This window comes from Marinomonas algicola (assembly GCF_014805825.1).
Classification (GTDB): Bacteria; Pseudomonadota; Gammaproteobacteria; order Pseudomonadales; family Marinomonadaceae; genus Marinomonas; species Marinomonas algicola.
The window spans coordinates 686,366-711,823 of the sequence record NZ_CP061941.1 but is presented as its reverse complement, the minus strand read 5'-3'; the positions used below and the strand labels follow the sequence as shown (position 1 = coordinate 711,823).

Below are 25,458 nucleotides of genomic sequence, written 5' to 3'. Positions count from 1 at the left end.
TAAAAATAGGTCGTAAATTCTAACCAAAATGAAGCCGATTTACCTAACTATTCGTTCAAGTTTCTCTTTTTTGAGTGAATTTTATGCCTTACTTCTTTAAAAACAAGGGCAGACCAGCCGAAACCAAAGTAACTTGTTGGCATATTTGAGCCAGCTGTTGATTGAACATACCAATCTCATCAGCAAAACGCCGAGCCAGTGCATTCATTGGCATAATACCTAAGCCAACTTCTCCACTCACTATAACAAGGTCACCTTTAAAATCACTTAATCTCGACAATAATTGCTGTTTTTCAAATGCCAGTCTCTCTTCATCTTCAAGACATAATAAATTCGTTAACCAAAGAGTGATGCATTCAACAATGACACAATGGCCTCCATCGTCGACTTTTTTTAATGCCGCCGCTAACGACAAGGGCGCTTCGAACAACAACCAATCGGTAGGTCGGCTTAGCTGATGAGAAGAAATACGAGCGCGCATTTCGTCATCCCATGCTTGGGAGGTGGCCACATAAGCCACCGTCGCTAGAGATTGCTCACTTCGAGAACAAACCCAACTCTCAGCAAACTTACTTTTGCCACTACGTACACCACCTAAGACTAAATGCTTCACACTATAGCACCTTCGTATTATCAATTAATGATGACTCTACAATCGCTAGCACTCTCTTTTCTAATTGTGTAAATTCTGTACTTGCAGGTAAAGCGAACCTCAACCATCCCTCACCTAAACGGATATGGATACCTTTTTTTTGGAGCAATTCAAATGCTTTTTCCGCTACATGCCTCTCTAGAAAGACACTAAAAAACAATGTCGAACTGCGCCACTCACCTTGACCTCCCAATAAGACAAACCATTTAGAAAGCAAAGGCTGTATCATTTCTTCAAATAGGTAACGCCGTCTCTTTAATGAGTCAATGGCTTGCTTTTGCCAAGTAATATCCTGTAAAGCACAGGTAGTCAGGTAGGCTGAAACCGTTGAAATTGGCCACGGCCCTATCACCCGCTGCATGGCACTCAATATCGATTTAGACGCAAAACAAAACCCGACCCGAGCGCCCGCTAATCCAAAAAATTTCCCCACAGAACGCAATACAATTAAGCCTTCAGGCCAGCCTAGATCAAATGCACACGTCAATACACTGTGATGTGCGGTTGGATCAATAAAAGCTTCATCCAAAATAACGAATTTATGCTTTTCGTCACTTAGCTTAACCAGAGCATCACGCTCAACAGACGTTGTTAAATCGGTAGTGGGATTATTAGGGTTAATCACAACAGCGATATCCCAAGACGACGATAGTAGCTCTTCAAGCGTCGAATAATACAGTACTTTATAGCCCCACTTTTTCCAGGCATCCGCATGCTCTTGATAGCCAATACTTGGCAGCATTACATTGATTGAGTTTTGAGCCGATAGGTACTGAGAAATTTGAGGGAGTAGCACAGGCAACCACTCAATGGCTTGCTGAGTACCTGAGAGAGCCATTGAATTATCACGTCCATAATACTGAGCAGCGGCTTGAGTCAGATCGTATAAATCTGGTAACTCGGCCCACATTTGTGTATCGACAACAGGGACAGACCAAGGTTCTTTATTGACAGCAGAGGACAAATCAAACCACTTCACCCCTTCCTCTAGGGAGATATTTCGCTTTATTCCCTCTACATTCCCACCGTGTTTCAACCCAATTATATCAGCACGTAAATGAAGACAACCCACACTATTACTCCTCTATCAATCAAGGTGACAGCCCGAGTCACATCGTCAGCATTAGGGTCACGGCCTTCGCCTAATATAGGACGAGACTCTTTTTTACCAAAATACACAGCATCACCGCCCAGTTTTACCCCTAATGCGCCTGCGCCTGCCGCCATGACTGGACCTGCATTAGGGCTTTTCCAATACAAAGATTGCTGTCGTGCGCATCGTCTTGCTCTAGCGCCATTCCCCCAGAGCATGCCACACAAGGCATAGGTATAAACAACCAAACGCGCTGGAATAAAATTCAGTACATCGTCCGCTCTAGCCGCAAACCACCCGAAATATTTCAGCTCATCCGTCTTATAGCCCCACATGGCATCCAAAGTATTAGCCAATCGATACACTAAGACGCCTGGAGCCCCAAAAATAAAAAACCAAAAAATAGGGGCAAAAACAGCGTCACTACCATTCTCTAATACGGACTCTATCCCTGCTTTTGCCACGTCTTCATTCGTTAGATTATCTGTATCACGACTCACAATACAACCAACGGCTGTGCGAGCCTTCACTAACTCTTTTTTTGCTAATGGGAACGCAATGGCTTGCGCATGTTCTCGCAAGCTTTGCCAACCAATACAGAAATACAAAACGAGCGTAGATAACAGCCAAGACAACGCGCTGGGTAAAACACTAAAAGAAATGAATAATACGATAAGCCAAGGAATGACCGCCAGCCCCCACGCAAAAACGCCAGCACGCTTTTGGGTAGACTCGCAGTCCGTTAGCGGTCTTTGTAATTGTAGGCGACCGCTGTCTACCCATTTGCCAAACCAAATAAGCGGATGCCACGATTTTGGTTCACCGATAAGACGATCCAGTATTAACGCACCTAAAAGGGATAAAAAAGTCGCCGAAAACCATTCAAAAATCATACAGAGTTTTTCTCATAATTGCCGTGTTGAACAAAATAATCAGGTAGAATTCTACCACCTTAATGTCATCAACAGCGATAACGATTCATGTCTCCTAAATGTTTAATGGTACAAGGCACAACTTCCGATGCAGGCAAAAGCACCTTTGTTACGGCTTTATGTCGATTATTAAAAAGGCGAGGGATTCCCGTCGCCCCTTTTAAGCCTCAAAACATGGCGCTCAATAGTGCGGTTACGCCGGATGGAGGAGAAATCGGCCGAGCGCAAGCGGTACAAGCTTATGCGGCGGGTCTTGAACCCCATGTGGATATGAGCCCTATTTTGTTAAAACCCAATACGGATACGGGGGCTCAAGTGATTATCCAAGGTAAAGCCATTGGAAATATGAATGCCGTGGGATATCACGAGTATAAGTTGATCGCAAAAAAAGCGTCTATTGAGTCCTTTACTCGCTTATGTAAGCAGTACAATTGGGTGTTAGTCGAAGGCGCTGGCAGCCCTGCAGAAATTAACTTACGTGCTCGCGACATTGCCAATATGGGGTTTGCTGAAAGCGTAAACTGCCCCGTTATTATTATTGCTGATATCGATAAGGGTGGCGTATTTGCTCATTTAGTTGGCACCCTCGAACTGTTGAGTCAATCAGAGCAAAATCGAGTCATCGGATTTGTCATTAATCGTTTTAGAGGCGACATAAGCCTGCTTCAATCAGGACTGGATTGGCTGGAAGAACGCACAGGAAAGCCTGTCTTAGGTGTGTTGCCCTTCCTAAAAGGCTTTTACCTTGAGTCTGAAGATGCCGTGACTCAACCGCTAGACAGACAGTCCGACACAAAAAATACACCCAACAAAGTATTGAAAGTGGTCATTCCAATTACCCCAAGAGTCAGCAATCACACTGACTGGGATCCGCTGAGTCTGCATCCACAGGTGCAGGTTACCTTGGTCAGACAAAATCAAGAAATCCCGCCCGCCGACCTAGTTATTCTACCTGGCAGTAAAAGTGTACAAGCTGACTTAACCTATTTGAAATCCCAAGGGTGGGAACACTATCTCAATAAACATCTACGCTACGGCGGCAAGGTTATTGGTATTTGTGGAGGCTATCAAATGTTAGGAACAGATTTAAAGGACCCTTTAGGTTTAGAAAATGATCAACCTAAGCAAATGAGTGGATTTGGCTTTATCAATATGACAACAGAGCTTGCTATAGAAAAGCGGCTGCATCTCCAGAAAGGAAAACTCAATACATCATCACCTTGGTTAACCCGTGCGGATGTTTCGGGTTATGAAATCCACTCAGGCATCTCTACCCATAACCTTCCTTACGACCCTTTTGCACAACTTGAAAACGAACAAAAAGAAGGATACATAAGTGCAGATGGGCAGATTATAGGGAGTTATTTACATGGACTTTTCGATCATCCAGAAGCGCTCCTGAGCTTACTAAACTGGGCAGGGATGAAAAGCCAATCGACCTTTGATTATGACATTTATCGTAATGCCGAAATTGATCGTTTAGCTGATTCTTGTGAAGAACACATAGACATTGATGCATTGTTGAGACGAGCAGAAGAGTTTACACTCTCTGTTTAAGTTAACCGTGAAGGCCAAATAAAAGTAGACTGTGGAATGGGAAATATCCTGTACGTTTAGTACTAAAACAGTCTACTTAAAGGGATCATCGACTTACTTTTCTAGGCTCTTATCTACAGTGCACTTCCCTTCATTAATAGCCTTTGTTGGGCGCGCTTATAGACAAATCGAAAGCGCAAAATCAACAATAAAGCCAGCAGACTTAATCCTGCCCATAGCCCGATATAAAAGCCTAAGACCCCTAAAGAATCAGCCCATGGACTAAAATGAGACAGCCAATAGCCTAATGGCATACTCAGTCCAAACAAAGAAACACCAAATGAAATCATCGCTACTCGAGTGTCCCTAAAGCCTCTTAATGCACCAGTAAACACAGTCTGCAATACATCAGAAAATTGATAACAAGCCGTTACCACTAGAATATTCGCGGCCATTAAGGCGACTTCCTTGTTCGCCGTATATAAGAAAGGAATCTCGTCATTAAAGAATTGTGTAATGGTAAAGCAAATTAAGAAATACCCCGTGCCCAATCCAATAATAACCTTCATCCTCTGCTTAACACCGTTTACACCTTCTTGAGCAAGTGCCTTAGCAATAACAATGGCCGTAACGGCACTCATCGCCATCATAGGAGTAAATAAAATAGACGTATAAGACATAATAATTTGTCCAGCGCCCAATGCATAATCTCCAAAAGATGAGATCAACCACATCAGAGAAGAAAACAACGCCACTTCAAATGAAAAAGCAAAGCCGGCGGGTATGCCAACACTTAATAACAGACCGCATTTCCTGACATAAGGCCGCACTAACTTGGTAAATAAAGGCCGCTTATTAATGAATCGATCGTAGATAAAGAAATAAAGTACCGCTATCCATATGGATAATGTTGACGCAATAGCGGCGCCTTCAGCACCCATTTCAGGGAAACCTAAGTTACCGAAAATCAATATATAATTAAAAAAGATGTTCAACAACAGACTCATAAAGGCCACCAGCATGGGAAAGTGCGGCCTACCTGCTGATTCATATAAGTTTTTATAAGCCGTCATCATGCCTAACATAGGAATAAGTGGCGATATTAGCCATAAATAACGAATGGTTACATCCCGAGTAACGTCCTCAGTAGCCATAAAAGGCACCACTAAAGGCGCAATAAACGCTGTCAGAAGAGCCCCCATGGTGCCAAGAAACAAGCACACTCCTACCGCTTGGGACATATAGATATTGACTAATTTTATCTGCCTTCCATGCAAATGCTTAGTAATCAGAGGCGTCAAACCAAATGACATCCCAATTAAAAAACAACCAATGGGAAGCCATAAACTGGATGCTAATCCTACCGCCGCAAGATGATAGGCATCATAACGGCCCAACATCAAGGTATCGACTAAGCTCGTCGATAACTCCAATGTCATCGTCAGCACCATTGGAAACAGTAAAAACAACACCTCTCTTAAATTAGGCCACTTTTTTAACACGACTCAATTCCCTGAAACAAAAAAAACGGCCTACAATGTAGCATTTTACTTAAGATAATCCAGCTTTAATCTGGCTTTAAGTCACATTTGACAAATCAATTGGAAACTTACGAAAATACGACAAGCCGCTTGCTATTAAGCGAGCCGACAGAGAAAATACCTACGTGTAATTTATTCTTATTAAAGGGAATTTTGAGATCTTATGACCGTTCTCTCCACACTAGGACCACTGTTGCTGGCGTTACTCTTAGGTTATTGGATTAACGTCCCTCCCTTAACGCAATCAAGAGTCAGCACATTACTAAGTCAACTCACTTATTTAATCTTAAGCCTAATTGGATTCAGTTTAGGCGCATTAGATAATTTTGCCGAAAAACTCGTTACAGCAGGCGCTCAAGCCGTGATTTTTTTGGTCATAATTTGCTTATTTAGTTTAACCGCACTTTATTTGTCAGGTCGTTATCTGATCCCATCCACCCAAGAGAGCATGCAAGAAAGCATCACAAAGAGCGAACACACCACAAGCCGTATAATAAGTTGGGCCATTTTCCATGAAGCCGGAAAAACACTTGCTTGGGTGATCTCGGGAGGCATTTTAGGTTACTTTTTTTCTGGTTTTGCTACGCATATAGATAGTCTAGTCATGCTTCTTTTGTATGTATTGCTTTTTTTGATCGGCTGTCAGTTGCGTCAAGGAAATTACCGTCTGCGTAAACTTTTCTTAAATAGCCAAGGTCTTATTATTGCCGCTGTCACCATTTTTAGCACGCTGTTAGCTGGGTTGATTGCCGCACTTATTATTGGATTACCTTGGCAACATGGGCTCGCCGTTGTTTCTGGTTTTGGTTGGTACAGTCTGTCTGGGATTTTAATCACTGGCCTGGGGAATCCAGTCTTAGGGACAACGGCTTTTTTACTAGACCTTAGCCGGGAAATTTTAGCCCTCATGTTGATTCCGATCTTTGCAAAAATAAACACGCATTTATCCATTGGCTTCTCAGGGGCAACCGCGATGGACTTTACACTGCCCATGCTTAGTAAATTTCATAATTCACATGTTATTCCTATTTGCATAGCCAGCGGCTTTATTATGAGTCTGCTCACACCGATTCTAATTCCTTTATTTCTTGAAATGTAATCACGTCAACCAAGCATCTAGGAGGTTAAGACGCGCCAAGACAATAGAGAGAAACAGATAGAGCAATTGAAAGGGCCATGCCGCTACATTGACATGCCCAACCAGTAGCCGTTACAAAATAAGATCAAGGACGAGGGGCATAAGCGAAAACATCCGAAGCACATTGCGCATCTTGCAACCCTGAGGATTTTAATTGGTCTAATGTGCCATACACCATAGCAACCGAGCCACTTATAAAAGCCACACTGTTGCTAAGATCCTCATAATCGTCTTGAATAGCTTGGTATAACCAACCAGAACGGCCACCCCAAGAGTCATCAGGCTCATTAACGACAATGTTTACCGTAAATCCATTTTCAGAATCCGCCATGGACTTCAGCCATTGCTTCTGAAAAATATCGGCTGGCGTACGTACTCCCCAATAGAAAGAGACCTTTCCAGAATATTTTTGATGCTTAAGGTGATCATACATGCTTTTGATCTGCGAAAACCCAGTACCACCAGCAATCAATAATATATGCTCAACCTCTGGCGTGATAAGAGAAGACGCTACATGACTGTCTCCACCTGGCATTTTTAGCGTAATATCGGTATGGTTTTTTAAAAAGTCAATCACTCTATAAGCAAGCGATGCCTCATCGTTAACTAAGATAAATAAAGTCAATTCAGGCAACTCGTGTGGTGCACTGCCGATAGAATAAGGAACCGATTCACCAGTAGGCAATACAATCATTAAATACTGACCAGCAATAAAACTTTGGTTTTCAACCTTTAGAGTAACTTGGTAAACGTTTTGATTAATCAGTTCAATTGTACCCACTTGGGCTATTACATCTTTCACACCACAACTCCAAAGCTAGCGTTGCTATTTGTCGCTTCTTTTTACACTCAATAAAAAGGGAAAAAATCGAAACTCAATAGGAACAGTATGGCAGAGAACTCAAGTCTCTGACCATGATATTAAATACAAAAAAGCCACTAATGATAGTGGCTTTTTAAAGCAAGTTTACAACTTACTTGCCTTTACCTTTCATTGACTCAAAGAATTCATCATTCGTCTGAGTCACTTTTAAACGATCAATCAAGAATTCTGTTGCCGCAACGTCTTCCATAGGATTTAACAACTTGCGAAGTATCCACATGCGTTGCAACTCATCTTCAGAGGTTAATAAGTCTTCTCGACGAGTACCAGAACGGCGAATATTGATCGCTGGGAAAGTACGTTTCTCGGCAATTTTACGGTCTAGATGAAGTTCGCTGTTACCTGTACCTTTAAATTCTTCAAAGATAACTTCATCCATTTTAGAGCCAGTATCTACCAATGCCGTAGCAATGATGGTTAAACTGCCTCCTTCTTCGATATTACGTGCCGCACCAAAGAAACGCTTCGGACGCTCTAATGCATTCGCATCAACACCACCGGTTAATACTTTACCAGAGGAAGGAATAACGGTGTTGTAAGCACGCGCTAAACGCGTAATGGAATCCAAAAGAATAACCACATCACGTTTATGCTCAACCAAACGTTTGGCTTTTTCAATCACCATTTCAGCCACTTGAACATGTCGACTGGGTGGCTCATCAAAAGTCGAGGCAACCACTTCACCACGTACAGTACGTGACATTTCTGTTACTTCTTCAGGGCGTTCATCGATCAACAAGACAATCAGATGACAATCAGGTGAGTTACGAGTAATCGCATTGGCAATATTCTGTAACATGAAGGTTTTACCTGCTTTTGGCGGAGAAACAACCAAAGCACGCTGACCTAAGCCCATAGGCGCCACAAGGTCAATAATACGAGATGTGACATCTTCTGTTGAACCATTACCCGCTTCCATCAATAAACGTTCATCAGGAAATAGCGGTGTTAAGTTTTCAAAAAGAATTTTATTACGAACACTTTCAGGTTTATCAAAGTTAATTTCATTAACTTTTAAAAGAGCGAAATAACGTTCGCCATCTTTTGGAGGTCTGATTTTTCCAGAAATCGTATCACCAGTACGTAAACTAAAGCGGCGAATCTGACTAGGAGAAACATATATATCGTCAGGACCAGCTAAGTAAGAACTGTCAGGGGAGCGTAGAAAGCCAAAGCCGTCTTGCAGAATTTCTAAAATACCATCGCCATAAATATCTTCACCACCTTTAGCATGACGCTTAAGGATTGCGAAAATTACATCTTGTTTCCGAGAACGGGCGATATTATCTAGACCCATTTCGGCAGCAATGTCTAATAGTTCTTGTACTGATTTCTGTTTTAATTCGGTAAGGTTCATAAACGGATTTTGCGTTTGCTCATTAAGGGACAATGGACGGGTCTACTCTTCAGATAAATACGTTAATGTGAATAAATATATAATTTTTTTATTGAAGTCATATTACTATTACGAGTACTAGACAAAAAAATCCATATTATAGTCTTTACAAATTACCCTATAAACTCTCTACAAGGAAATAATAAAACAGATGACTAAGTCATAGTAGTCGAAACAATTAGATTGGCCGTCTCGTAAATAAACATTGAATGAAACTAAAAAATTAACGTCATTCAATAAAGACATCCCTACTATAGATCGACTTATCGCTTAGGTCTATAGGAAAAAAGCAGGAATTTGATTTTTTTTGAGAATTTTTTGATCAGAGGTCAAAATCATGACTTTCACTGGATACTAAGATACTCTTGCCCTTATTCGACGATTGGGAAAGGCTTAACGAATGCAATCACTCTTTCAGCAACAAACTCATGATTTACCGTTCGAAAAAATTGCCGCTATAGATCTAGGGTCAAACAGCTTCCACATGGTAATAGCACAACTTCACCATGGCCAACTTCGCATCACAAACGAGTATGGTGAGAAAGTCCAATTAGCGGCCGGGTTAGTCAATGATGTATTAGAAGATGACGCACTACAAAGGGGCTTAGACTGCCTAGCACGCTTTGCACAGGTAATCGAAGACATGCCTCTTGGTTCCGTCCGTATTGTCGGCACCAACGCACTGCGAGTCGCTGATAACCGTTATGATTTTATTGGCAAAGCCATGGACATCATTTCACATCCAGTGGAAATTATCGCGGGACGAGAAGAAGCGCGCTTAATTTACGTCGGCGTGTCCAATACCATGGATCATGGTGATCAAAAACGCCTAGTGGTCGACATTGGCGGTGGTAGTACCGAATTTATTATTGGTCAACAGTTAAAACCCATCCTAACAGAAAGCTTGCATATGGGTTGCGTCAGCTTCCGACAACGCTTTTTTGCAGATGGCACCATCAATAAAACCAATTTCCAAAAGGCCGTTACCTCAGCTCGACTTGAACTATTTAGTATTCAAGATGATTTTTTAGAGGAAAAATGGGACATTGCTATCGGCTCCTCAGGCACCGTTAAAGCGGCTTATAACATCATCAAGGAAAACGCCTGGAGCAAAAAGGGCATCACTCTCAAAGCACTTAAAATGCTCCAGAAAGCGCTTTTTGAAGCCGGACATTCAGACAACATCAATTTAGTCGGCCTAAAGCCAGAGCGTAAATCGACGTTTGCCGCCGGGATCGCCATCCTTACCGCTGTATTTGAGTGCTTCGACATTAAACAAATGGATTTTTCAAACGGTGCATTACGCGAAGGCGTGCTATACGATATTGTTGGCCGTTATACTGAAACAGACATACGTGAAAGCACAATTCAATATCTGCTAAATCAGTATCATATTGACACTCAACAATCAAAACTGGTCATGAACACCGCCATCTCAGCACTCGCTCAAGTAAAAGACGCCTGGGACCTAAATAGTGTATTGGTAGAAGATTTACTCAGATGGGCCGCGTTGATTCACGAAGTTGGCATCGGTATCTCTCACAGCCGATACCATAAACACGGCGCCTACATCATCAGAGAATCTGACTTACCTGGCTTCTCCCAACAAGAGCAACAAGCACTCGCTAGTTTAGTCTTGCGCCATAGACGAAAATTCAGCCAATCACTCATGTATCGTTTCACAAAAAGCGACCAACTAGAATTGGACAAACTGGCGATTCTTTTACGATTATCCATTGTGATGCACCATGATAGAAAAGAAGGTGATATGCCGATTTTCACACTGCAAGCAAAAGACAAAACAATTAGACTTGAATTTTTACCGGAATGGCTTGAATCAAGACCATTAACAGAAGCCACACTTCAACAAGAAGCAGATTATTTGGCCGCTGAAGGTTATAAATTAAGTTTCAGCTAAGAAAAAAGGTTAACGTTTACGCAACAAACAAAAACCTCTTACCCAAGTGCCTGAGTAAGAGGTTTTTTTATCTCTGTCTATTGTAAATAGCAAGCCATCAAGATAATCGAGTTACCGCGTATTGTCTGCCAGATCAGCAAGTAAAGTACGTTGAGCACTACGATAAAGGCCTTTACGGGGTTTATTTAATTGATAAGAGCCGTCGCTTTGTAACACCCAACTTTGGGTATTATCAGCCAAATAACACTCTAATTCCTTTTTCACACGACGAGCCAATTTTTGATCTTGCAATGGGAAAGCCACTTCAATACGATTATTTAAGTTACGATCCATACCATCGGCACTGGATAAATACACGAGAGGATTGCGGTTATTATAAAAATAATACACTCGCGTATGCTCTAAAAAGCGACCTATTAGAGAACGCACACGGATGTTTGAGGACACACCTTTAACACCCGGTCTTAATGTACAAATGCCTCGAACAATCAAATCTATTTTGACGCCAGCCTGTGACGCTTTATATAAGGCTTGAATTAAACGCTGCTCAGTCAAAGAATTTACTTTAATGATAATACGTGAAGGATCACCTTTTCGAGCATTCTCGGCTTCTCGTTGAACCATATCTAACAAACGGTCACGAAGAGTAAAAGGCGCATGCAGCAACTTCTTCACTTTAAGCTCTTTACTCATACCCGTTAATTGCTGAAACACCTTATGAACGTCTTCACCGATATCTGGATCGCTGGTTAAAAAACTGTAATCCGTATACAAACGCGCATTACCAGCGTGATAGTTCCCCGTTCCTAAATGTACATAACGAGCAAGAACGTGCCCTTCTCGACGTACAATCAAAATCATTTTAGCGTGGGTTTTATGTCTTACTACTCCATAAACAACAACGGCACCCGCATCTTGTAAACGACTGGCTAAAGCCAAGTTTTCCGCCTCATCAAAACGGGCTCTTAACTCAATAACAACCGTCACTTCTTTACCATTTCGTGCGGCATCCACCAAAGCGTTGGCTATAGGTGAACGAGCACCAGTACGATAAAGCGTTTGACGAATGGCCACAACATTTGGGTCTTTAGCCGCATTGGTGAGAAAGTCTACCACCGGAGAAAAGCTTTCAAATGGATGCATTAATAAGTAGTCACGTGAGCGAATGGCTTCGAAAATATCACTTCCGCCCGCTAACTTCTTTGGCAAACCAGGAGAGAAAGGTGAATACATCAACTCAGGTCGATCAACCAAATCCAATACGCCCATTAAACGACTGAGATTCACTGGCCCGTCTATACGATACAAATCGGCTTCGTGCAAATCAAATTGTTTCAGTAAAGATAGGACAACTTCATCTGGACAGTTCTGAGCAATTTCCAAACGCACAGAGCTACCATAATGACGACTTTGCAATTCCGTTCTCAACGCCCCAGCCAAATCCACACCAATATCGTCAGAATCCACTTCCAAATCCGCGTTTCGTGTTAAACGGAACTGGTAACAACCTTTCACCGTCATGCCTGGAAATAATTGATCCGCATGCGCATGGATAATCGATGAAAGGAACACCAAGTTATCGCCCCCATCACACACCTCATCGGGTAGACGAACCAACCTAGGTAATGAACTTGGAGCAGGCACAATGGCTAAACCGTTTTCGCGCCCAAAAGCATCACGCCCCTCCAATTCGACAACAAAGTTAAAAGTCTTATTTGCTAAACGAGGAAATGGGTGCGCAGGATCAAGACCAACTGGACTGATAATAGGCAATACATCGTCTCTAAAGTAACGCTTAACCCAAGCGGCTTGAGCATCAGACCAGCGAGTGCGACGAATAAATTTCACATCATTTTCAGCCAGTTTCGGCAAAATAATATCATTTAAGATTCGGTACTGGCGGCGCACCAATTTATGCGCTTGGTCACTTATCTGACGTAACACTTCTTTAGGGTGCAGGCCATCAGGGCCATTTTTTTCGCGGCTGTATTCAAGTTGGCTTTTTAAACCAGCAACGCGAATTTCAAAAAATTCATCCATATTACTGCTAAAAATACACAAGAACATTAAGCGATTTAAAATAGGATGATTTTCATCCATCGCCTGTTCCAACACCCGAGAGTTAAACTGCATGTGGCTTAATTCTCGGTTAAAATACAACTCAGGGTCATTTAAATTAATTTCTTCAGGGCTTTGCTCTTCTATGGCAATTTTTTTAGAGTCTGATGGTTGCTCTGGGATAGGCTCTAATACCAGCTCATCCGCGTCTTCTACAACAACCGTAGTTTTAACGTCTTTATCAATTGCTTCTGACACCGGTAACTCTAACATGAGCTTTATTTACTCCTGACTAATAACCTAAAAAAATTAATGATTCCATGCTCAAAATAAACATGGCTAGGAATGACGTACTTGTCCTATCTAGCCATGACAGTGATGGTTAAATGTTACGCTTTTATCTCCTGACAAAACACTTACTTTGCAAGCAATAAACGAGCCGCATCTTTTGCGAAATAGGTCAAAATCCCATCGGCCCCGGCTCGCTTAAACGCTAATAACGATTCAATCATAACGCTGTTTTTATCTAACCAACCGTGTTGAAAGGCCGCCACCTGCATAGCGTATTCGCCACTTACTTGGTACGCAAACGTAGGCACCGCTAGCTCAGTTTTCACACGACGAACAATATCTAAATAAGGCATACCGGGTTTAACCATCACCATATCCGCGCCCTCTTCAATATCAAGCAAGACTTCGCGAATCGCTTCATCAGAGTTAGCTGGGTCCATTTGATAAGTAAATTTATTTCCCTTACCCAAATTTGAACTGGAACCTACAGCGTCTCTAAAAGGCCCATAATAAGCAGACGCATACTTGGCTGAATAAGCCATAATACGTGTATTTATGTAACCTTGTGACTCAAGCGCCTCTCGTATCGCACCGATACGGCCATCCATCATATCGGATGGTGCAACAACGTCGGCACCCGCTTCGGCATGAGACAGCGCCTGCTTCACCAAAATATCGGTTGTAATGTCATTTAATACATAACCTGAACCATCAATAACACCATCTTGGCCATGAGTAGTAAAAGGATCCAAGGCAACGTCTGTTATGACGCCTAAATCAGGAAACGCTTCTTTTAATGCTCTCACGGCTCGCTGAGCCAATCCATCTGAATTATAAGCTTCTTCAGCTTCTAAAGATTTTTTCTCCGAAGACACCACTGGAAACAAAGCAATAGCGGGGATTCCAAGCGCCACCAACTCAGCCGCTTCCACTAATAACTGATCCAAAGAGACTCGCTCAATGCCCGGCATAGACGCAACCGTTTCCCTTTGATTCTCCCCTTCAATAACAAACATGGGGTAAATCAAATCATCTACGCTTAATTGATTTTCACGCATTAAACGACGAGAAAAATCATCTTTACGCATACGACGCATACGGACAAATGGAAAGGTCATGTACCTAACTCCTATAATTGTAGGTTAAAATAACGATTTTTTATGACATTTTCGTTACAGGAAATATTAACTAAGCTGAGATTCGGCTTCTTCAAGCTTTTCTTGAGCCTCAAACCACGCCTCTTCGCTTTCCTCTAACGTTTGCTTCCAACTGGCTTCATCGGCAAGCAAGCGCTGTAAAGTATCTTTATTTTCAGCGTCGTAAAGTGAACCATCAGCCATTAGCTCAGTGATGGCATCCAGCTTTGTCTGTGCGTTATGTACGGCTTTTTCATGCTTTTCTATGTCTTTTCGCAAGGGTCTTAATTGCTGCCTAAGATCCGCCGCTTTTCGACGCTCTTCTTTACGGTCTACTTTATCAACGGGCGCAAGTGTGCTTTTTTCAGCGCGGTTCATGGCTTGCTGACGCGCTTGCAACCAAGCATGGTAAGCTGGTAAATCACCATCAAATAAAGTCACTGTGTTATCCGCCACAAGATAGAATTCATCCACAGTACTGTTTAATAAATGACGATCGTGTGAAACCACTAGAATGGCACCAGGGTAAGCTTGCAAGGCTTCCGTTAACGCTTGTCTCATTTCAAGGTCTAAATGGTTTGTCGGTTCATCCAGCACCAATAGATTAGGCTTTGTCCAAGCAATTAACGCCAAGGCTAAACGCGCTTTTTCACCACCAGAAAAACCACTGACCTCACGCAACGCATCATCACCGATAAAACCAAAGCCACCTAAGTAACGGCGTATTTCGTTTTCTAATACTTTGGGCGTTAACCTTTGAATGTGCAGTAAGGGTGAAGCGGTTAGATCCAATGCACTCAACTGATGTTGTGAAAAGTAGCCAACGTTCAGGTTTTCACCACATACTAAGGTTCCTGACAAGTTCATTATTTCACCCACAAGAGACTTTATCAAAGTGGATTTACCGGCCCCGTTCGGCCCAAGCAAACCAATCCTTTGACCATCTCTCATGCCAAAATTAGTGTGTGATAACTGCACTTTTTGCGCGCCGTCTTCGGTCACATAACCTAAATCCGCATGTGTTAATTGAATAAGCTGTTGAGATGTTTTTTCCGCCATTGGGATACTAAAAGAAAATGGAGAATCAATATGAGCGGGGCCAATGGTTTCCATTTTCTCCAGCATTTTTAAACGGCTTTGCGCCTGCTTAGCTTTTGTTGCTTGATAACGAAAGCGATCCACATACTGCTGCAAATGGGCACGTTTTACCTGCTGACGCTCAAATGTCGCCTGCTGTTGGGCTAAATGCTCGGCACGTTGTCTTTCATAATTGCTGTAATTCCCCTTATAAAGCACCAATTTTTTCTGATATAAATGCACTATATGACTGCAAATAGCGTCTAAAAAGTCCCTATCATGAGAAATCAGAATCAGGGTACCAGGGTATTGGCGCAACCAGCCTTCTAACCACATCACCGCATCTAAATCTAAATGGTTCGTTGGCTCATCCAGCAACAATACATCAGAAGGGCACATCAATGCTTTCGCTAGGTTCAATCGAATGCGCCACCCACCTGAAAAATCAGACACTGGACGAATCATATCCTCCATTTTAAAGCCCAGCCCTTGCAATAAGGTTTCGCCTCGAGAACGCGCGCTGTAACCATGAGCGGACTCAAATTCACCTAACCAATGAGCCTGCGCGTTGGCATCATGATTTGTTTCCGCTTTCACAATCTCCGACTCTATTTTTCTGAGCCAATCATCCCCATCCAAACAGTAATCTAAAGCACTGCGTTGAGTCTCTTCGACCTCCTGAGCCATAAAAGCAATACGACGCTGCCCCGGAAGGATGAGCTCTCCTGTGTCCGCCGATAAATCGCCTCTAACCATAGCAAACAAGGAGGATTTTCCAGCGCCATTAGCGCCAATTAATCCCACTTTTTGCCCTTCGAAAATCGTTAAATCCGCGTCTTCTAATAAAAATTGAGTACCGCGTTGTAAACTTACTTGAGAAAATTGAATCATGCTTTGCGCTTATCTCTCTGTCACTGACAAATAAAATAGAATGGAATACCTGCATTTTAAAGTGCTCACTCCTTAAACAAAATAGCAAACCAAAAGAAAAGCACTTATTTTCGACAAAGCCCCCCCTTGAAGCTTGGCCACATTAAAACCATTAAAGAAACATTCTGACGAGTATTACCAAATACGGCATCATAAATAACAAAAAAAACTAAGCACCTCTAGACTCAAAACAGCATGAGAGTTTCAAAAACACGCCAAGCAGCGTAAAATGAGACTCAATTAAATCACAAACAAAACCCAGTTTTATTAGGCGCACATCAGCGCAAGGTGACCCCGTGAACGAAATTCAACGCTTTTCCTTTGACCACGCAAACGTCCGTGGTGAACGCGTCATATTAACCAAGGCCTATCAAGACATCATTAAGCGAAAAAACTACCCTCTCCCCATTGAGCAACTTTTAGGCGAGTTCATTGCCGCCATCGCTTTATTGCGTGATTTGGTTAAAGTTGATGGCAATTTGTCTATTCAAGCAAAAGGTAATGGTTTTTTAAGCACCATCATGACGGAATGCGATGAGCACAGAAACATTCGAGGGATAGCCCAGTGGGATGAGACTCAAGCCATCCCTGAAAAGATTGATTTAAAAGAAACCTTACAAGGCGGCTATCTTGTCATCACGATCAGTCATAAAAATGGTACGCGTTACCAAGGAATTGTCGAGCTTGTTGGGGCAACACTAGGCGAATGTATCGCTCAATACTTTTCCCAGTCTGAACAATTGCCAAGTCGCGTTTGGTTAGGTTGTGACGGTACGGCCTGCGGCGGACTTTTTTTGCAGCGTTTACCAAAAGAACAAGAAAAAAGTGGCGATGAAGATGCGTGGGATCGTTTAACCCTATTAGCCTCAACCGTTAAACAAGAAGAGCTCGTTTCAGTAGCCACTGAAGAACTACTTCACCGTTTATATCATGAAGAGGAAGTGCGTCTTTATGAACCAAAAGCAATGCAATTTGCTTGCTCTTGTTCCCGCCAGAGAACCCTTGAAGCCATGACATCCATTAGTCCCGACGAACTTAGAGAGATTATCATTGAACAGGGCAAAATCAGCACTACCTGCCAATTTTGCGCTGAAACGTATGACTTTACAGACAGCGATCTTAGCCATATTTTAGGCGATCAATCGCAAACGCATTAATCAGCGTGGGCTAAGTAGCCGAGAACTTGGCGTGCTTGAGTAAATCACGCCAAGTAATAATGCCTTTCAAAAGCTGGGCTTTGTCAGTGACCAAAACACAAGAAATGTCCACCGTTTTCAACCAAGCCAGTACCGCTTCGATAGAATCTTCTTCTACGACACAAATAGGCTGACGCGTCATAATCTGATGAGCCACTCTGTTGAAGGAATCCAAGTCTCTTTGCATTTCACCCGCCGTCCCTAAAAAAGGACTCAGCACTCGCAACATATCCCTATCTGAAATAATGCCCACTACTTTATCTTGATCCACCACGGGTAGGTGATGAACGTTATGCAACTCCATTAAGTGTCGAATCTCCACAAATTTAGTGTCCATAGAGACACTGATTACAGGAGCTGTCATTAAATCCATTACTCTCAATTGTGTTATCGCATTCATGTCAACCACCTCCGAGTAAATTTAAGACGTCTATCTCTTAGCCTAGCGTGATTACAGCCTTTCTTACTCCTATTTTTTATTATATTTGTAACAAGCCCTATCTGTAAAAAAACCTATCTAAAAAGTAATACACACACAGAAAAAAGGACAGTTAACATGCCTGACTCAAAATGGCTCATCAAAATCGATAAGGTTCCAGACGATTTACTTATATTAATAACGTCAGTGTAACCCGTTGCTTCAAGCACTTCGCATACATCATCATTCTTTTTGTACACGCAACGGTCCCAAAATAAATATACATAAAAGGCATGAATCCTTCATATCACCATATCCACCAAGACATTTAAACGAAAATACGTATAATTAGACCAATCCCGTCAGTTTCTTAAAAATATTCTCGATAATTTCTAAAAATCATGAGGATTTGGGTTTAAAAAATCGCATTACCCCAAATATTTATAAGAAACCTGATACGAGAAACGTGCTGATACTGACATATTTTCTCTACCGATATGCCCAGGCCAAAAGCCCACAGCATCAGCCGCTCGAATTACATTGGCTTTAACATGGCGAACCTTTAATGACCTCAAATTCAGTTGATATTTTGCTAGTCGGGGGTGGCGCAATGAGCACCACCCTAGGAATGATACTTAACCAACTTGATCCAAGTCTTACCGTGACCATGGTAGAGCGACTTGATCAAATAGCGCAAGAAAGCACCAATGGCTGGAACAATGCCGGCACAGGGCATGCGGCCTACTGCGAACTAAACTACACATCCACTCGCCCAGATGGCCGTGTTGATACCAGCAAAGCGGTTGATATTAACGCCGCCTTTGAAGTGAGCTTACAATACTGGTCATATCTTGTTGAAAATAACATTCTTCCAGAACCGACCCAATTTATTAACCGAGTACCGCACAAAAGCTTTGTTTGGGGAGAAAAACATGTCGCCGAGCTTAAAGCGCGTTATGAAGCACTAAGCGCACTACCGTCTTTTCAAGAAATGGAGTACACCGAAGACAGAGAAACCCTGGCGGAATGGATGCCCCTCATAATGAAGGACCGCAACAGCGATGAACCTCTTGCGGCCACACGGATCCAACATGGCTCCGATGTTAACTTCGGGGCGATTGCGCGGCTCATGGCCAATCACTTAATGAAGCAAGACAATTTTAATGTAAAATTAAGTGCCTCAGTGACCGACTTAACGAAAAATAAAGATGGCACATGGGAAGTAGAAATTACCAATAAGAAAGGCAAAAAGGAAATCATCAATGCTGGCTTCGTTTTTCTAGGTGCCGGCGGCGGTGCACTGCCTCTGCTGCAAATGTCTGGTATTGAAGAAGGTAAAGGCTATGGTGGCTTCCCAGTCAGTGGTCAATGGCTAGTCTGCGATAAACCAGAAATCGTCAGCCAACATTTCGCCAAAGTATACGGTGCCGCGCCTATTGGCGCCCCACCAATGTCAGTCCCTCATTTAGACACTCGTATCATCGATGGAAAAAAAGCCTTATTATTTGGGCCTTTTGCTGGCTTCACTACAAAGTTTCTAAAAAATGGTTCAATAATGGATTTACCTCTCAGTGTCAGATTAAGCAATCTGAAACCCATGCTGTCAGTGGGTAAGAACAATATGGACCTTACTCGTTATTTGATCAGCGAAGTCATGCAGTCTCATAAAGACCGTGTCGATTCATTACGTAATTTTTACCCCGATGCACAAGACAAAGACTGGACCTTGGCTTACGCAGGGCAGCGAGTACAAATTATTAAAAACGATGAAAAAGGCGGAGGGAAACTGGAATTTGGTACGGAAGCCATTGTCTCTAAAGACGGAACGTTAGCGGCGCTATTAGGTGCCTCTCCAGGCGCATCAACCACGGTAAATACCATGCTTAATATTTTAGAAAAAAGTTTCCCTAAACGTATTGCTTCAGAGAATTGGCAGACTCAATTAAAAACCATGGTGCCATCGTATGGAGAGTCATTAACAGAAAATACAGATCTGTTACTTAAGGTACGGGAACGAACACTCAATACGCTCAAATTAAAACCTTAATTGCGGTCATCATGCACAAAACAGGATGATCATAGCAATTTTTCAATAATAAAAGACATGAGGAAGGCTTAGCCCATCTAGGAGGCTAGCCTAAATTGTTTATGACGATTTCATTTGCAGAAAGATCAGATCAACTATGCGACCAATTACGAACGCTTGAGCATCAAACGGATGATTCAGATACCTTGTTTTATTGCGCGTATTTACTCGGTCTACTCGGTGTTCACGGCGGCATTGAAGCCGAAGGTAAAGAAGAGTTCGACCTTAGCTTTAGTCAAGAGCTATATGATACGCTAACAAGGGAAGCTGTTTCAGAAGAAGACAAGAAACAGATTTTATCCCTGCTAGAAAGCGTCAAATAAGACGTTGATTTATGCTATTTTCAAGCCGGCAACCCATTGTAATGATTGCGTAAAACGACTTGATTCATTAAACAGGCAATGAGACAAAACGACTATCGGTTTTTGCATTCTGTCTATTTGAAAAAACGAACAGCAAAAACTTTCATTGCTTTTAATTTTACTAACTGGAACCGAATCATGAAAAAAACACTAATTGCAGCGTTAGTCCTATCCTCTACCACATTCTCTTATGCCGATAGTGCCGACAGCTCATTAACTCTAGAGAGCAAGGAACAACGCTTAGGTTACAGCGTTGGCTCTATGTTCGGTGGCCGTATGGGACAAGACTTTACAGACCTAGATCTTGAAACCTTCATCAAAGGCTTTAAAGATGCCTATGCAGGAAAAGAGTTGGCTCTAACTGAAGCTGAGATTACTGAATCCATTCAAATGTTCCAACAAGAAAAACTAGCCGAAGCGCAGCGTGAACAAGAAAAGCTTGCGGCAGAAGCGTCCGCCAAAAATGCCGAATGGTTTGCTGAGTTAGAAAAAATGGACGGCGTTATGAAAACTGAGTCTGGCCTGATGTATAAAGCCATTACTCAGGGTGAAGGCGCTGCACCAGTCGAAACAGATGTTGTAAAAGTGAATTATGAAGGCTCCTTAGTGGATGGCACCGTATTTGACAGCTCTTATGAGCGCGGAGAGCCAATCAGCTTCCCATTGAACCAAGTGATTCCAGGCTGGACAGAAGGCCTTCAATTGATGACTGTTGGCTCTAAATATGAACTGTATATTCCATCAGATCTAGCCTATGGCCCAGGCGGTACTGGTCCAATCCCACCAAATGCACCACTTAAGTTTGTGGTGGAGCTACTAGACATCGAAACAGAAGAAGAGACTGAAACAGAAACAGCGGAAGAAACCGCTCAATAAAAACGCTTGATACCCAGGCTACACAAAAAAGCCGAGCGACTTAAACAATCAGTCACTCGGCTTTTTTATTAGTGTCATTTATACAGACAAAAACGAAGTCTACAAAAAACACATCACATACAAAAAGAACGAAACCAACGCTATACGCTATATATGCTTCGCCTGCTGAAAGTGCTCTACCCAGCGTGTGGCCGCCCAGAAAAAAACAATTGAAAAAGCGTAGAACATCACCCCAATATTGTGACTAAACATAGATTGAGTTAACGCAAAATCCATGTAACTCATCGGTATCAAAGCACCGGCTAAAGCATAGGCTTTTACATTCCAATTATGATGATGTAGGTGCATTTTTCTAAGAAATAGCTTTAAGGGAACAAGATACACAACTATCAGAAAGAAAAGCCCGATAAGCCCTCTTAAACTCAACGAAGTTAAATACTCATTGTGCGCATGAGAAAAACGTAAAATAGACTGACTTATCAAACCCTCATCCGCCAGCTCTTGCTTAATTTCGACACTGTGGTACTCCCCAACACCTAAGAGCGGAGACATATTGAACATATAAACGGCCGCTTTCCACATTTCAAACCGCTGACCAACTGAATTATAAAGAAAATCCCCAGATTGATAACGCTCAATGTCCGTCACAACCTCATGCAAGCGCTTAGCCACGCCAAATTGAGGCACGGAAATGATCACAACACTTAGCGCAATAAGTAGACAACTTCCCCAGATACGCAGCTTTTTATCTAACAAATCTCTACTTTGCCAGAAAATAAAAGCCACAATAATAGGCAAAGAAACCCACCCACCTCGAGTACCGGAAAGCAATGAAGCAAACACCCCACAAGAGACGGCCAGAAGTGCAAAAACCGTCAGTTTATGCCAGCCTTTTTGTGCCTTAAAGTACAAAAAAGCACAAAACGACAAACCACCTAATAATAAAGACGTATTACCAAACATAATGGGGTGCTCAAACCCATTCGCTCTATCCAAGCCTAAAATCCATCGATCGTACACGGCAAAACAAAATGCACCTAAGGCGCCAATCATCACCCCATACCAAAGCAGGTCTCGCTTGTAGGGCAATCTCAGTAAAACAAACAACACAGGTATAGCCAACAAGAAACGTACAGGTCGATCAAGTTCTCTAGTATGCCAACCATCAAGATAAACAAACAGCAACATACTGAGGAAATAGGTGACAAAAGAAGCCATTAACCACCCATCTAGGCGATCTGATACCCATGAGCCTTTCGCAAATAACAACACAAAGAAAGTACACAATAAGAATAAGGGAGCAAGGGAAATCCCTTCATTGAGCACTAGGCTCAACCCCAAAGAAACAGACGCCATCAGCCAAGCTAGGAAGGGTAAAAGAGCCAATTCAGAAGTAGCAGGCGTAGACTGTATGTTATTTTGCATTTTTATGGAAAAAACCGTTGATCAAAGTGAAGATAATAATTTTCAAGTCCAGCCATATTGACCAGTTTTCAATGTAATACAAATCGCAATCAATACGTTGCTGCAGCCCTGAATCACCCCGCCACCCATTGATTTGAGCCCAACCAGTGATGCCCGCTTTAACCATGTGTTTCTTCATATACAATGGAATTTCGTATTTAAACCGCTCAACAAAAACAGTACGCTCAGGTCTAGGCCCAACAATCGACATATCGCCTTTCAAGACATTAATAAACTGCGGTAATTCATCCAAACTGGTTCGACGAAGAAGGCGTCCAAATCGAGTCACCTTCATATCAGCCGCCCCTCCCCACTTCACGCCATCCGCTTCACTGTCCACCGCCATAGAACGAAATTTCAACATATTAAAAGAACGTCCATTCCAGCTCACTCTTTCTTGGCGGTAAAAAACAGGACCTTTTGACGACAACTTAACCGCAATGGCAATGAGCAACATAACAGGACTAATACAGATCAAGATAAGTGATGCGAGTATCTTATCTTCTAACCATTTTAACACCCTATTTTTCCCCTCCAACATAGGCGAGGTAGATAAATTTATTAACGGTAACCCTGCTACTTCAGTAATAGAATGGTTTAGCAGTTGAAACCCAAAAATATCAGGGACAATACGAATGGTCACAGTAGAAGTCGCCAACAATGCCTGAGTTTTTTCCATTTTCTGGACTTCACCTAAAGGCAAAGTGATCCAAACTTGGTCAACCCCCCTCTCATGAACAATTCGCTCTACTTCATCGATTGAGCCTAGAATAGGATAATCGGCATTTTGTACGGGAGACGAAGGGGCATCATCGATAAATCCAACCACAGAAAGGCCTAAATTGGGGTTTTTTTGCAATTTATCAATGACCCTTTGCCCAAGGTCACCATTGCCAACCAAGAGAATACGACGAATGTTTCGACCTTTGGCACGCCAATAGCCGAGTGTTCGCCTGATCGCAATACGTGTTATCGCAATAAAGACAAGGGACCAAACAAACCAAGAGAACACCCACAACCGAGGTAATGAATCACCATATTGAGTCACATAGGCGGAAAGAATAATTAAAAGGAATGTAACAACGTGCGACCAAAAGACCAGACTGGCTTCTGTGGTTGAGTTGGTTCCACGCCAACCCTGATAAGCACCTAATGAACTATAAGCCACCTGCCCCATAAGAACACCAACAAGTAAGCTGTTATAAAAATAGCCACCAAAGTAGTTGTGATCAAAAAACCAATAGAAAGAACAAAAACCAGCGGTAACAATACCCATGGCATCGAGTATGCGTATCGTAATACCTATAGACGCACTGTGTTCTTTTAAACCACGACCTGATTTCACTATGTATTCTCAAAAAACAAACAAGATAAAGTAACCGACCAAAATACACTAAACGGCGACAACTGAATAGAAATAAAACCCATAAACCAGATTATAAATGACATTCAAACGAATCCAGAGCACGATCAACGCATCCAGTATAAACGCTCAAATAACAAAATAGCGCCCTCTATTTAAGATGATGTAAGGCGTATAATTTACACGATTAAAACATAAGATTAAGTGTTTCTGATCACATAAAATGTGCTCTTGCATGTTACACTACGCGCCATATTTTTAAAGTTGTAATGGAGATAACTTATGACCCGCTACGTACCTCTACAGCGATCACTGCATAACAAAGCAGGCTATGCCTCGACCATCAGCATGGAATACGCTGCACCAATGACAACGGTACCGCTTGTAAGAGAGGAACTGTCCCATGTAATACAGCACATGGGGGTGGCTTTCCAAAAGCGTACACATGGGGATAACACAGAGTCTTTTGAGTTGGTTGGCTTACAAGCATTAAAACCAAACGAGAACCTATTCGTTTTGCCTGATGGTCGTTGGTTAGGGGGATACAAACCGGCTTTCTACAGGGCCTACCCTTTTTCGTTAGAAATGGATCAGGACAATGCTCAGCTGCAGCTGTGCGTTGAGGAAAGTGCAATTAAATACGAGATGTCTCCCAGTGATCTTGCGTTTTTCAAAGACGAAACAAATTTATCAGACCATATGATGAATTTCGTTAAATTCTTAGAAAAAGCATTAAACGGACGAAAAGACACATTACGCTTAATGTCTGCGTTACAAGAAGCCAACTTAATTACACCCTGGACGATAACCTATTCTGAAGAAGAAGATAATAAACCAGTAGAAAAAGCATTGAATGGTTTATATCACGTAGACATCAAAGCCTTAGCAAATTTGGAACCTGCCGTAGCCGCAACATTAAATAGAAGTGGCGCACTCGAAATAGCTTATGCTCAAGTTTTTTCAGAAGCGAGAGTAAAAGGACTGTCCACTCTACAAAAAGTGCATGTTGATCTCAAGCAGCAGCAAAGCGTACAAGGAAAAGAACCTGACTTAGATGAATTATTCGGAGAAAAAGAAGACTTATTTAGTTTTTAAAAACGAATGAACTTCAC

General features: G+C 42.2%; 21 protein-coding genes. 8 read left to right on the top strand and 13 right to left on the bottom strand.

What is annotated here, in order from left to right; genetic code table 11:
• Positions 1-88 precede the first annotated feature (88 nt).
• The 3 genes from cobU to cbiB are packed head-to-tail and all read right to left on the bottom strand — an operon-like array spanning position 89 to position 2,638.
• Entirely contained in the window at positions 89-613 is a 525-nt protein-coding gene (gene cobU / locus IEZ33_RS03135; RefSeq protein ID WP_191602274.1) for a bifunctional adenosylcobinamide kinase/adenosylcobinamide-phosphate guanylyltransferase, read from the bottom strand.
• A 1-nt stretch (position 614) separates the two neighbouring features.
• Entirely contained in the window at positions 615-1,724 is a 1,110-nt protein-coding gene (locus IEZ33_RS03130) for an aminotransferase class I/II-fold pyridoxal phosphate-dependent enzyme (RefSeq protein ID WP_191602273.1), read from the bottom strand.
• Positions 1,694-2,638, bottom strand: coding sequence for an adenosylcobinamide-phosphate synthase CbiB (cbiB, locus tag IEZ33_RS03125; RefSeq protein WP_191602272.1), 945 nt, complete (start codon positions 2,636-2,638; stop codon positions 1,694-1,696). The genes IEZ33_RS03130 and cbiB overlap by 31 nt, the downstream gene beginning before the upstream one ends.
• Before the next feature lie 87 nt (positions 2,639-2,725).
• Between cbiB and IEZ33_RS03120 the strand changes: the two genes are divergently transcribed.
• On the top strand, positions 2,726-4,234 hold the full coding sequence (locus tag IEZ33_RS03120) for a cobyric acid synthase (RefSeq protein ID WP_191602271.1): 1,509 nt from the start codon (positions 2,726-2,728) through the stop codon (positions 4,232-4,234).
• A gap of 113 nt (positions 4,235-4,347) precedes the next feature.
• On the opposite strand, the gene IEZ33_RS03115 is transcribed toward IEZ33_RS03120, so the two are convergent.
• Positions 4,348-5,715, bottom strand: a complete 1,368-nt coding sequence (locus tag IEZ33_RS03115; RefSeq protein WP_240009617.1) for an MATE family efflux transporter — start codon at positions 5,713-5,715, stop codon at positions 4,348-4,350.
• 202 nt (positions 5,716-5,917) lie between these two features.
• Here IEZ33_RS03115 and IEZ33_RS03110 point away from each other — a divergent pair, with 202 nt between their 5' ends.
• Complete coding sequence (locus IEZ33_RS03110) at positions 5,918-6,853, top strand: LysO family transporter (RefSeq protein ID WP_191602270.1); 936 nt, start codon at positions 5,918-5,920, stop codon at positions 6,851-6,853.
• 124 nt (positions 6,854-6,977) lie between these two features.
• Here the strand turns inward: IEZ33_RS03110 and IEZ33_RS03105 are convergent, their stop codons facing one another.
• Positions 6,978-7,694: an NAD(P)H-flavin reductase gene (locus tag IEZ33_RS03105; RefSeq protein ID WP_191602269.1), complete on the bottom strand. Its 717-nt coding sequence runs from the start codon at positions 7,692-7,694 to the stop codon at positions 6,978-6,980.
• A gap of 172 nt (positions 7,695-7,866) precedes the next feature.
• Positions 7,867-9,132, bottom strand: a complete 1,266-nt coding sequence (rho, locus tag IEZ33_RS03100) for a transcription termination factor Rho (protein WP_191602268.1) — start codon at positions 9,130-9,132, stop codon at positions 7,867-7,869.
• A 439-nt stretch (positions 9,133-9,571) separates the two neighbouring features.
• On the opposite strand from rho, the gene IEZ33_RS03095 reads away from it, so the two are divergent.
• A complete protein-coding gene (locus IEZ33_RS03095) occupies positions 9,572-11,089 on the top strand; it encodes a Ppx/GppA phosphatase family protein (protein ID WP_191602267.1) in 1,518 nt (505 codons plus the stop codon).
• 111 nt (positions 11,090-11,200) lie between these two features.
• On the opposite strand, the gene ppk1 is transcribed toward IEZ33_RS03095, so the two are convergent.
• From ppk1 to IEZ33_RS03080, 3 genes are all read right to left on the bottom strand, one after another.
• On the bottom strand, positions 11,201-13,420 hold the full coding sequence (ppk1, locus tag IEZ33_RS03090; RefSeq protein ID WP_191602266.1) for a polyphosphate kinase 1: 2,220 nt from the start codon (positions 13,418-13,420) through the stop codon (positions 11,201-11,203).
• Between the two features lie 143 nt (positions 13,421-13,563).
• Positions 13,564-14,556 (bottom strand): porphobilinogen synthase, encoded by a 993-nt coding sequence (hemB, locus tag IEZ33_RS03085; protein ID WP_191602265.1) that lies wholly within the window; start codon positions 14,554-14,556, stop codon positions 13,564-13,566.
• 66 nt (positions 14,557-14,622) lie between these two features.
• Positions 14,623-16,542, bottom strand: a complete 1,920-nt coding sequence (locus IEZ33_RS03080; protein ID WP_191602264.1) for an ATP-binding cassette domain-containing protein — start codon at positions 16,540-16,542, stop codon at positions 14,623-14,625.
• A 335-nt stretch (positions 16,543-16,877) separates the two neighbouring features.
• Here IEZ33_RS03080 and hslO point away from each other — a divergent pair, with 335 nt between their 5' ends.
• Positions 16,878-17,738, top strand: coding sequence for an Hsp33 family molecular chaperone HslO (gene hslO / locus IEZ33_RS03075; protein ID WP_191602263.1), 861 nt, complete (start codon positions 16,878-16,880; stop codon positions 17,736-17,738).
• 10 nt (positions 17,739-17,748) lie between these two features.
• On the opposite strand, the gene IEZ33_RS03070 is transcribed toward hslO, so the two are convergent.
• A complete protein-coding gene (locus tag IEZ33_RS03070) occupies positions 17,749-18,177 on the bottom strand; it encodes a CBS domain-containing protein (RefSeq protein ID WP_240009616.1) in 429 nt (142 codons plus the stop codon).
• Between the two features lie 113 nt (positions 18,178-18,290).
• Positions 18,291-18,455: a hypothetical protein gene (locus tag IEZ33_RS03065; RefSeq protein WP_191602262.1), complete on the bottom strand. Its 165-nt coding sequence runs from the start codon at positions 18,453-18,455 to the stop codon at positions 18,291-18,293.
• A 305-nt stretch (positions 18,456-18,760) separates the two neighbouring features.
• Here IEZ33_RS03065 and mqo point away from each other — a divergent pair, with 305 nt between their 5' ends.
• From mqo to IEZ33_RS03050, 3 genes are all read left to right on the top strand, one after another.
• Entirely contained in the window at positions 18,761-20,242 is a 1,482-nt protein-coding gene (mqo, locus tag IEZ33_RS03060) for a malate dehydrogenase (quinone) (RefSeq protein ID WP_191602261.1), read from the top strand.
• A 101-nt stretch (positions 20,243-20,343) separates the two neighbouring features.
• Positions 20,344-20,604, top strand: a complete 261-nt coding sequence (locus IEZ33_RS03055; protein ID WP_191603513.1) for a hypothetical protein — start codon at positions 20,344-20,346, stop codon at positions 20,602-20,604.
• A gap of 177 nt (positions 20,605-20,781) precedes the next feature.
• The gene (locus IEZ33_RS03050; RefSeq protein ID WP_191602260.1) at positions 20,782-21,519 is read left to right on the top strand and encodes a BamJ family beta-barrel-assembly machinery protein; all 738 of its coding nucleotides are present in this window, start codon (positions 20,782-20,784) and stop codon (positions 21,517-21,519) included.
• Positions 21,520-21,666: 147 nt separating this feature from the next.
• Here the strand turns inward: IEZ33_RS03050 and IEZ33_RS03045 are convergent, their stop codons facing one another.
• Together IEZ33_RS03045 and IEZ33_RS03040 are read right to left on the bottom strand one after the other, a co-directional pair.
• Entirely contained in the window at positions 21,667-22,944 is a 1,278-nt protein-coding gene (locus tag IEZ33_RS03045) for an O-antigen ligase family protein (protein ID WP_191602259.1), read from the bottom strand.
• The gene (locus tag IEZ33_RS03040) at positions 22,934-24,328 is read right to left on the bottom strand and encodes an undecaprenyl-phosphate glucose phosphotransferase (protein ID WP_191602258.1); all 1,395 of its coding nucleotides are present in this window, start codon (positions 24,326-24,328) and stop codon (positions 22,934-22,936) included. Before IEZ33_RS03040 ends, IEZ33_RS03045 begins: the two co-directional genes overlap by 11 nt.
• 300 nt (positions 24,329-24,628) lie before the next feature.
• Between IEZ33_RS03040 and IEZ33_RS03035 the strand changes: the two genes are divergently transcribed.
• Complete coding sequence (locus tag IEZ33_RS03035; protein WP_191602257.1) at positions 24,629-25,441, top strand: SapC family protein; 813 nt, start codon at positions 24,629-24,631, stop codon at positions 25,439-25,441.
• Positions 25,442-25,458 lie beyond the last annotated feature (17 nt).

Excerpts from the sequence above, each read along its gene's own strand:
- cbiB (WP_191602272.1), bottom strand. The coding sequence starts at position 2,638 with ATGATTTTTGAATGGTTTTCGGCGACTTTTTTATCCCTTTTAGGTGCG.
- IEZ33_RS03120 (WP_191602271.1), top strand. The coding sequence starts at position 2,726 with ATGTCTCCTAAATGTTTAATGGTACAAGGCACAACTTCCGATGCAGGC.
- IEZ33_RS03110 (WP_191602270.1), top strand. The coding sequence starts at position 5,918 with ATGACCGTTCTCTCCACACTAGGACCACTGTTGCTGGCGTTACTCTTA.
- rho (WP_191602268.1), bottom strand. The coding sequence starts at position 9,132 with ATGAACCTTACCGAATTAAAACAGAAATCAGTACAAGAACTATTAGAC.
- IEZ33_RS03095 (WP_191602267.1), top strand. The coding sequence starts at position 9,572 with ATGCAATCACTCTTTCAGCAACAAACTCATGATTTACCGTTCGAAAAA.
- ppk1 (WP_191602266.1), bottom strand. The coding sequence starts at position 13,420 with ATGTTAGAGTTACCGGTGTCAGAAGCAATTGATAAAGACGTTAAAACT.
- hemB (WP_191602265.1), bottom strand. The coding sequence starts at position 14,556 with ATGACCTTTCCATTTGTCCGTATGCGTCGTATGCGTAAAGATGATTTT.
- IEZ33_RS03080 (WP_191602264.1), bottom strand. The coding sequence starts at position 16,542 with ATGATTCAATTTTCTCAAGTAAGTTTACAACGCGGTACTCAATTTTTA.
- IEZ33_RS03070 (WP_240009616.1), bottom strand. The coding sequence starts at position 18,177 with ATGAATGCGATAACACAATTGAGAGTAATGGATTTAATGACAGCTCCT.
- mqo (WP_191602261.1), top strand. The coding sequence starts at position 18,761 with ATGACCTCAAATTCAGTTGATATTTTGCTAGTCGGGGGTGGCGCAATG.
- IEZ33_RS03055 (WP_191603513.1), top strand. The coding sequence starts at position 20,344 with ATGACGATTTCATTTGCAGAAAGATCAGATCAACTATGCGACCAATTA.
- IEZ33_RS03050 (WP_191602260.1), top strand. The coding sequence starts at position 20,782 with ATGAAAAAAACACTAATTGCAGCGTTAGTCCTATCCTCTACCACATTC.
- IEZ33_RS03045 (WP_191602259.1), bottom strand. The coding sequence starts at position 22,944 with ATGCAAAATAACATACAGTCTACGCCTGCTACTTCTGAATTGGCTCTT.
- IEZ33_RS03035 (WP_191602257.1), top strand. The coding sequence starts at position 24,629 with ATGACCCGCTACGTACCTCTACAGCGATCACTGCATAACAAAGCAGGC.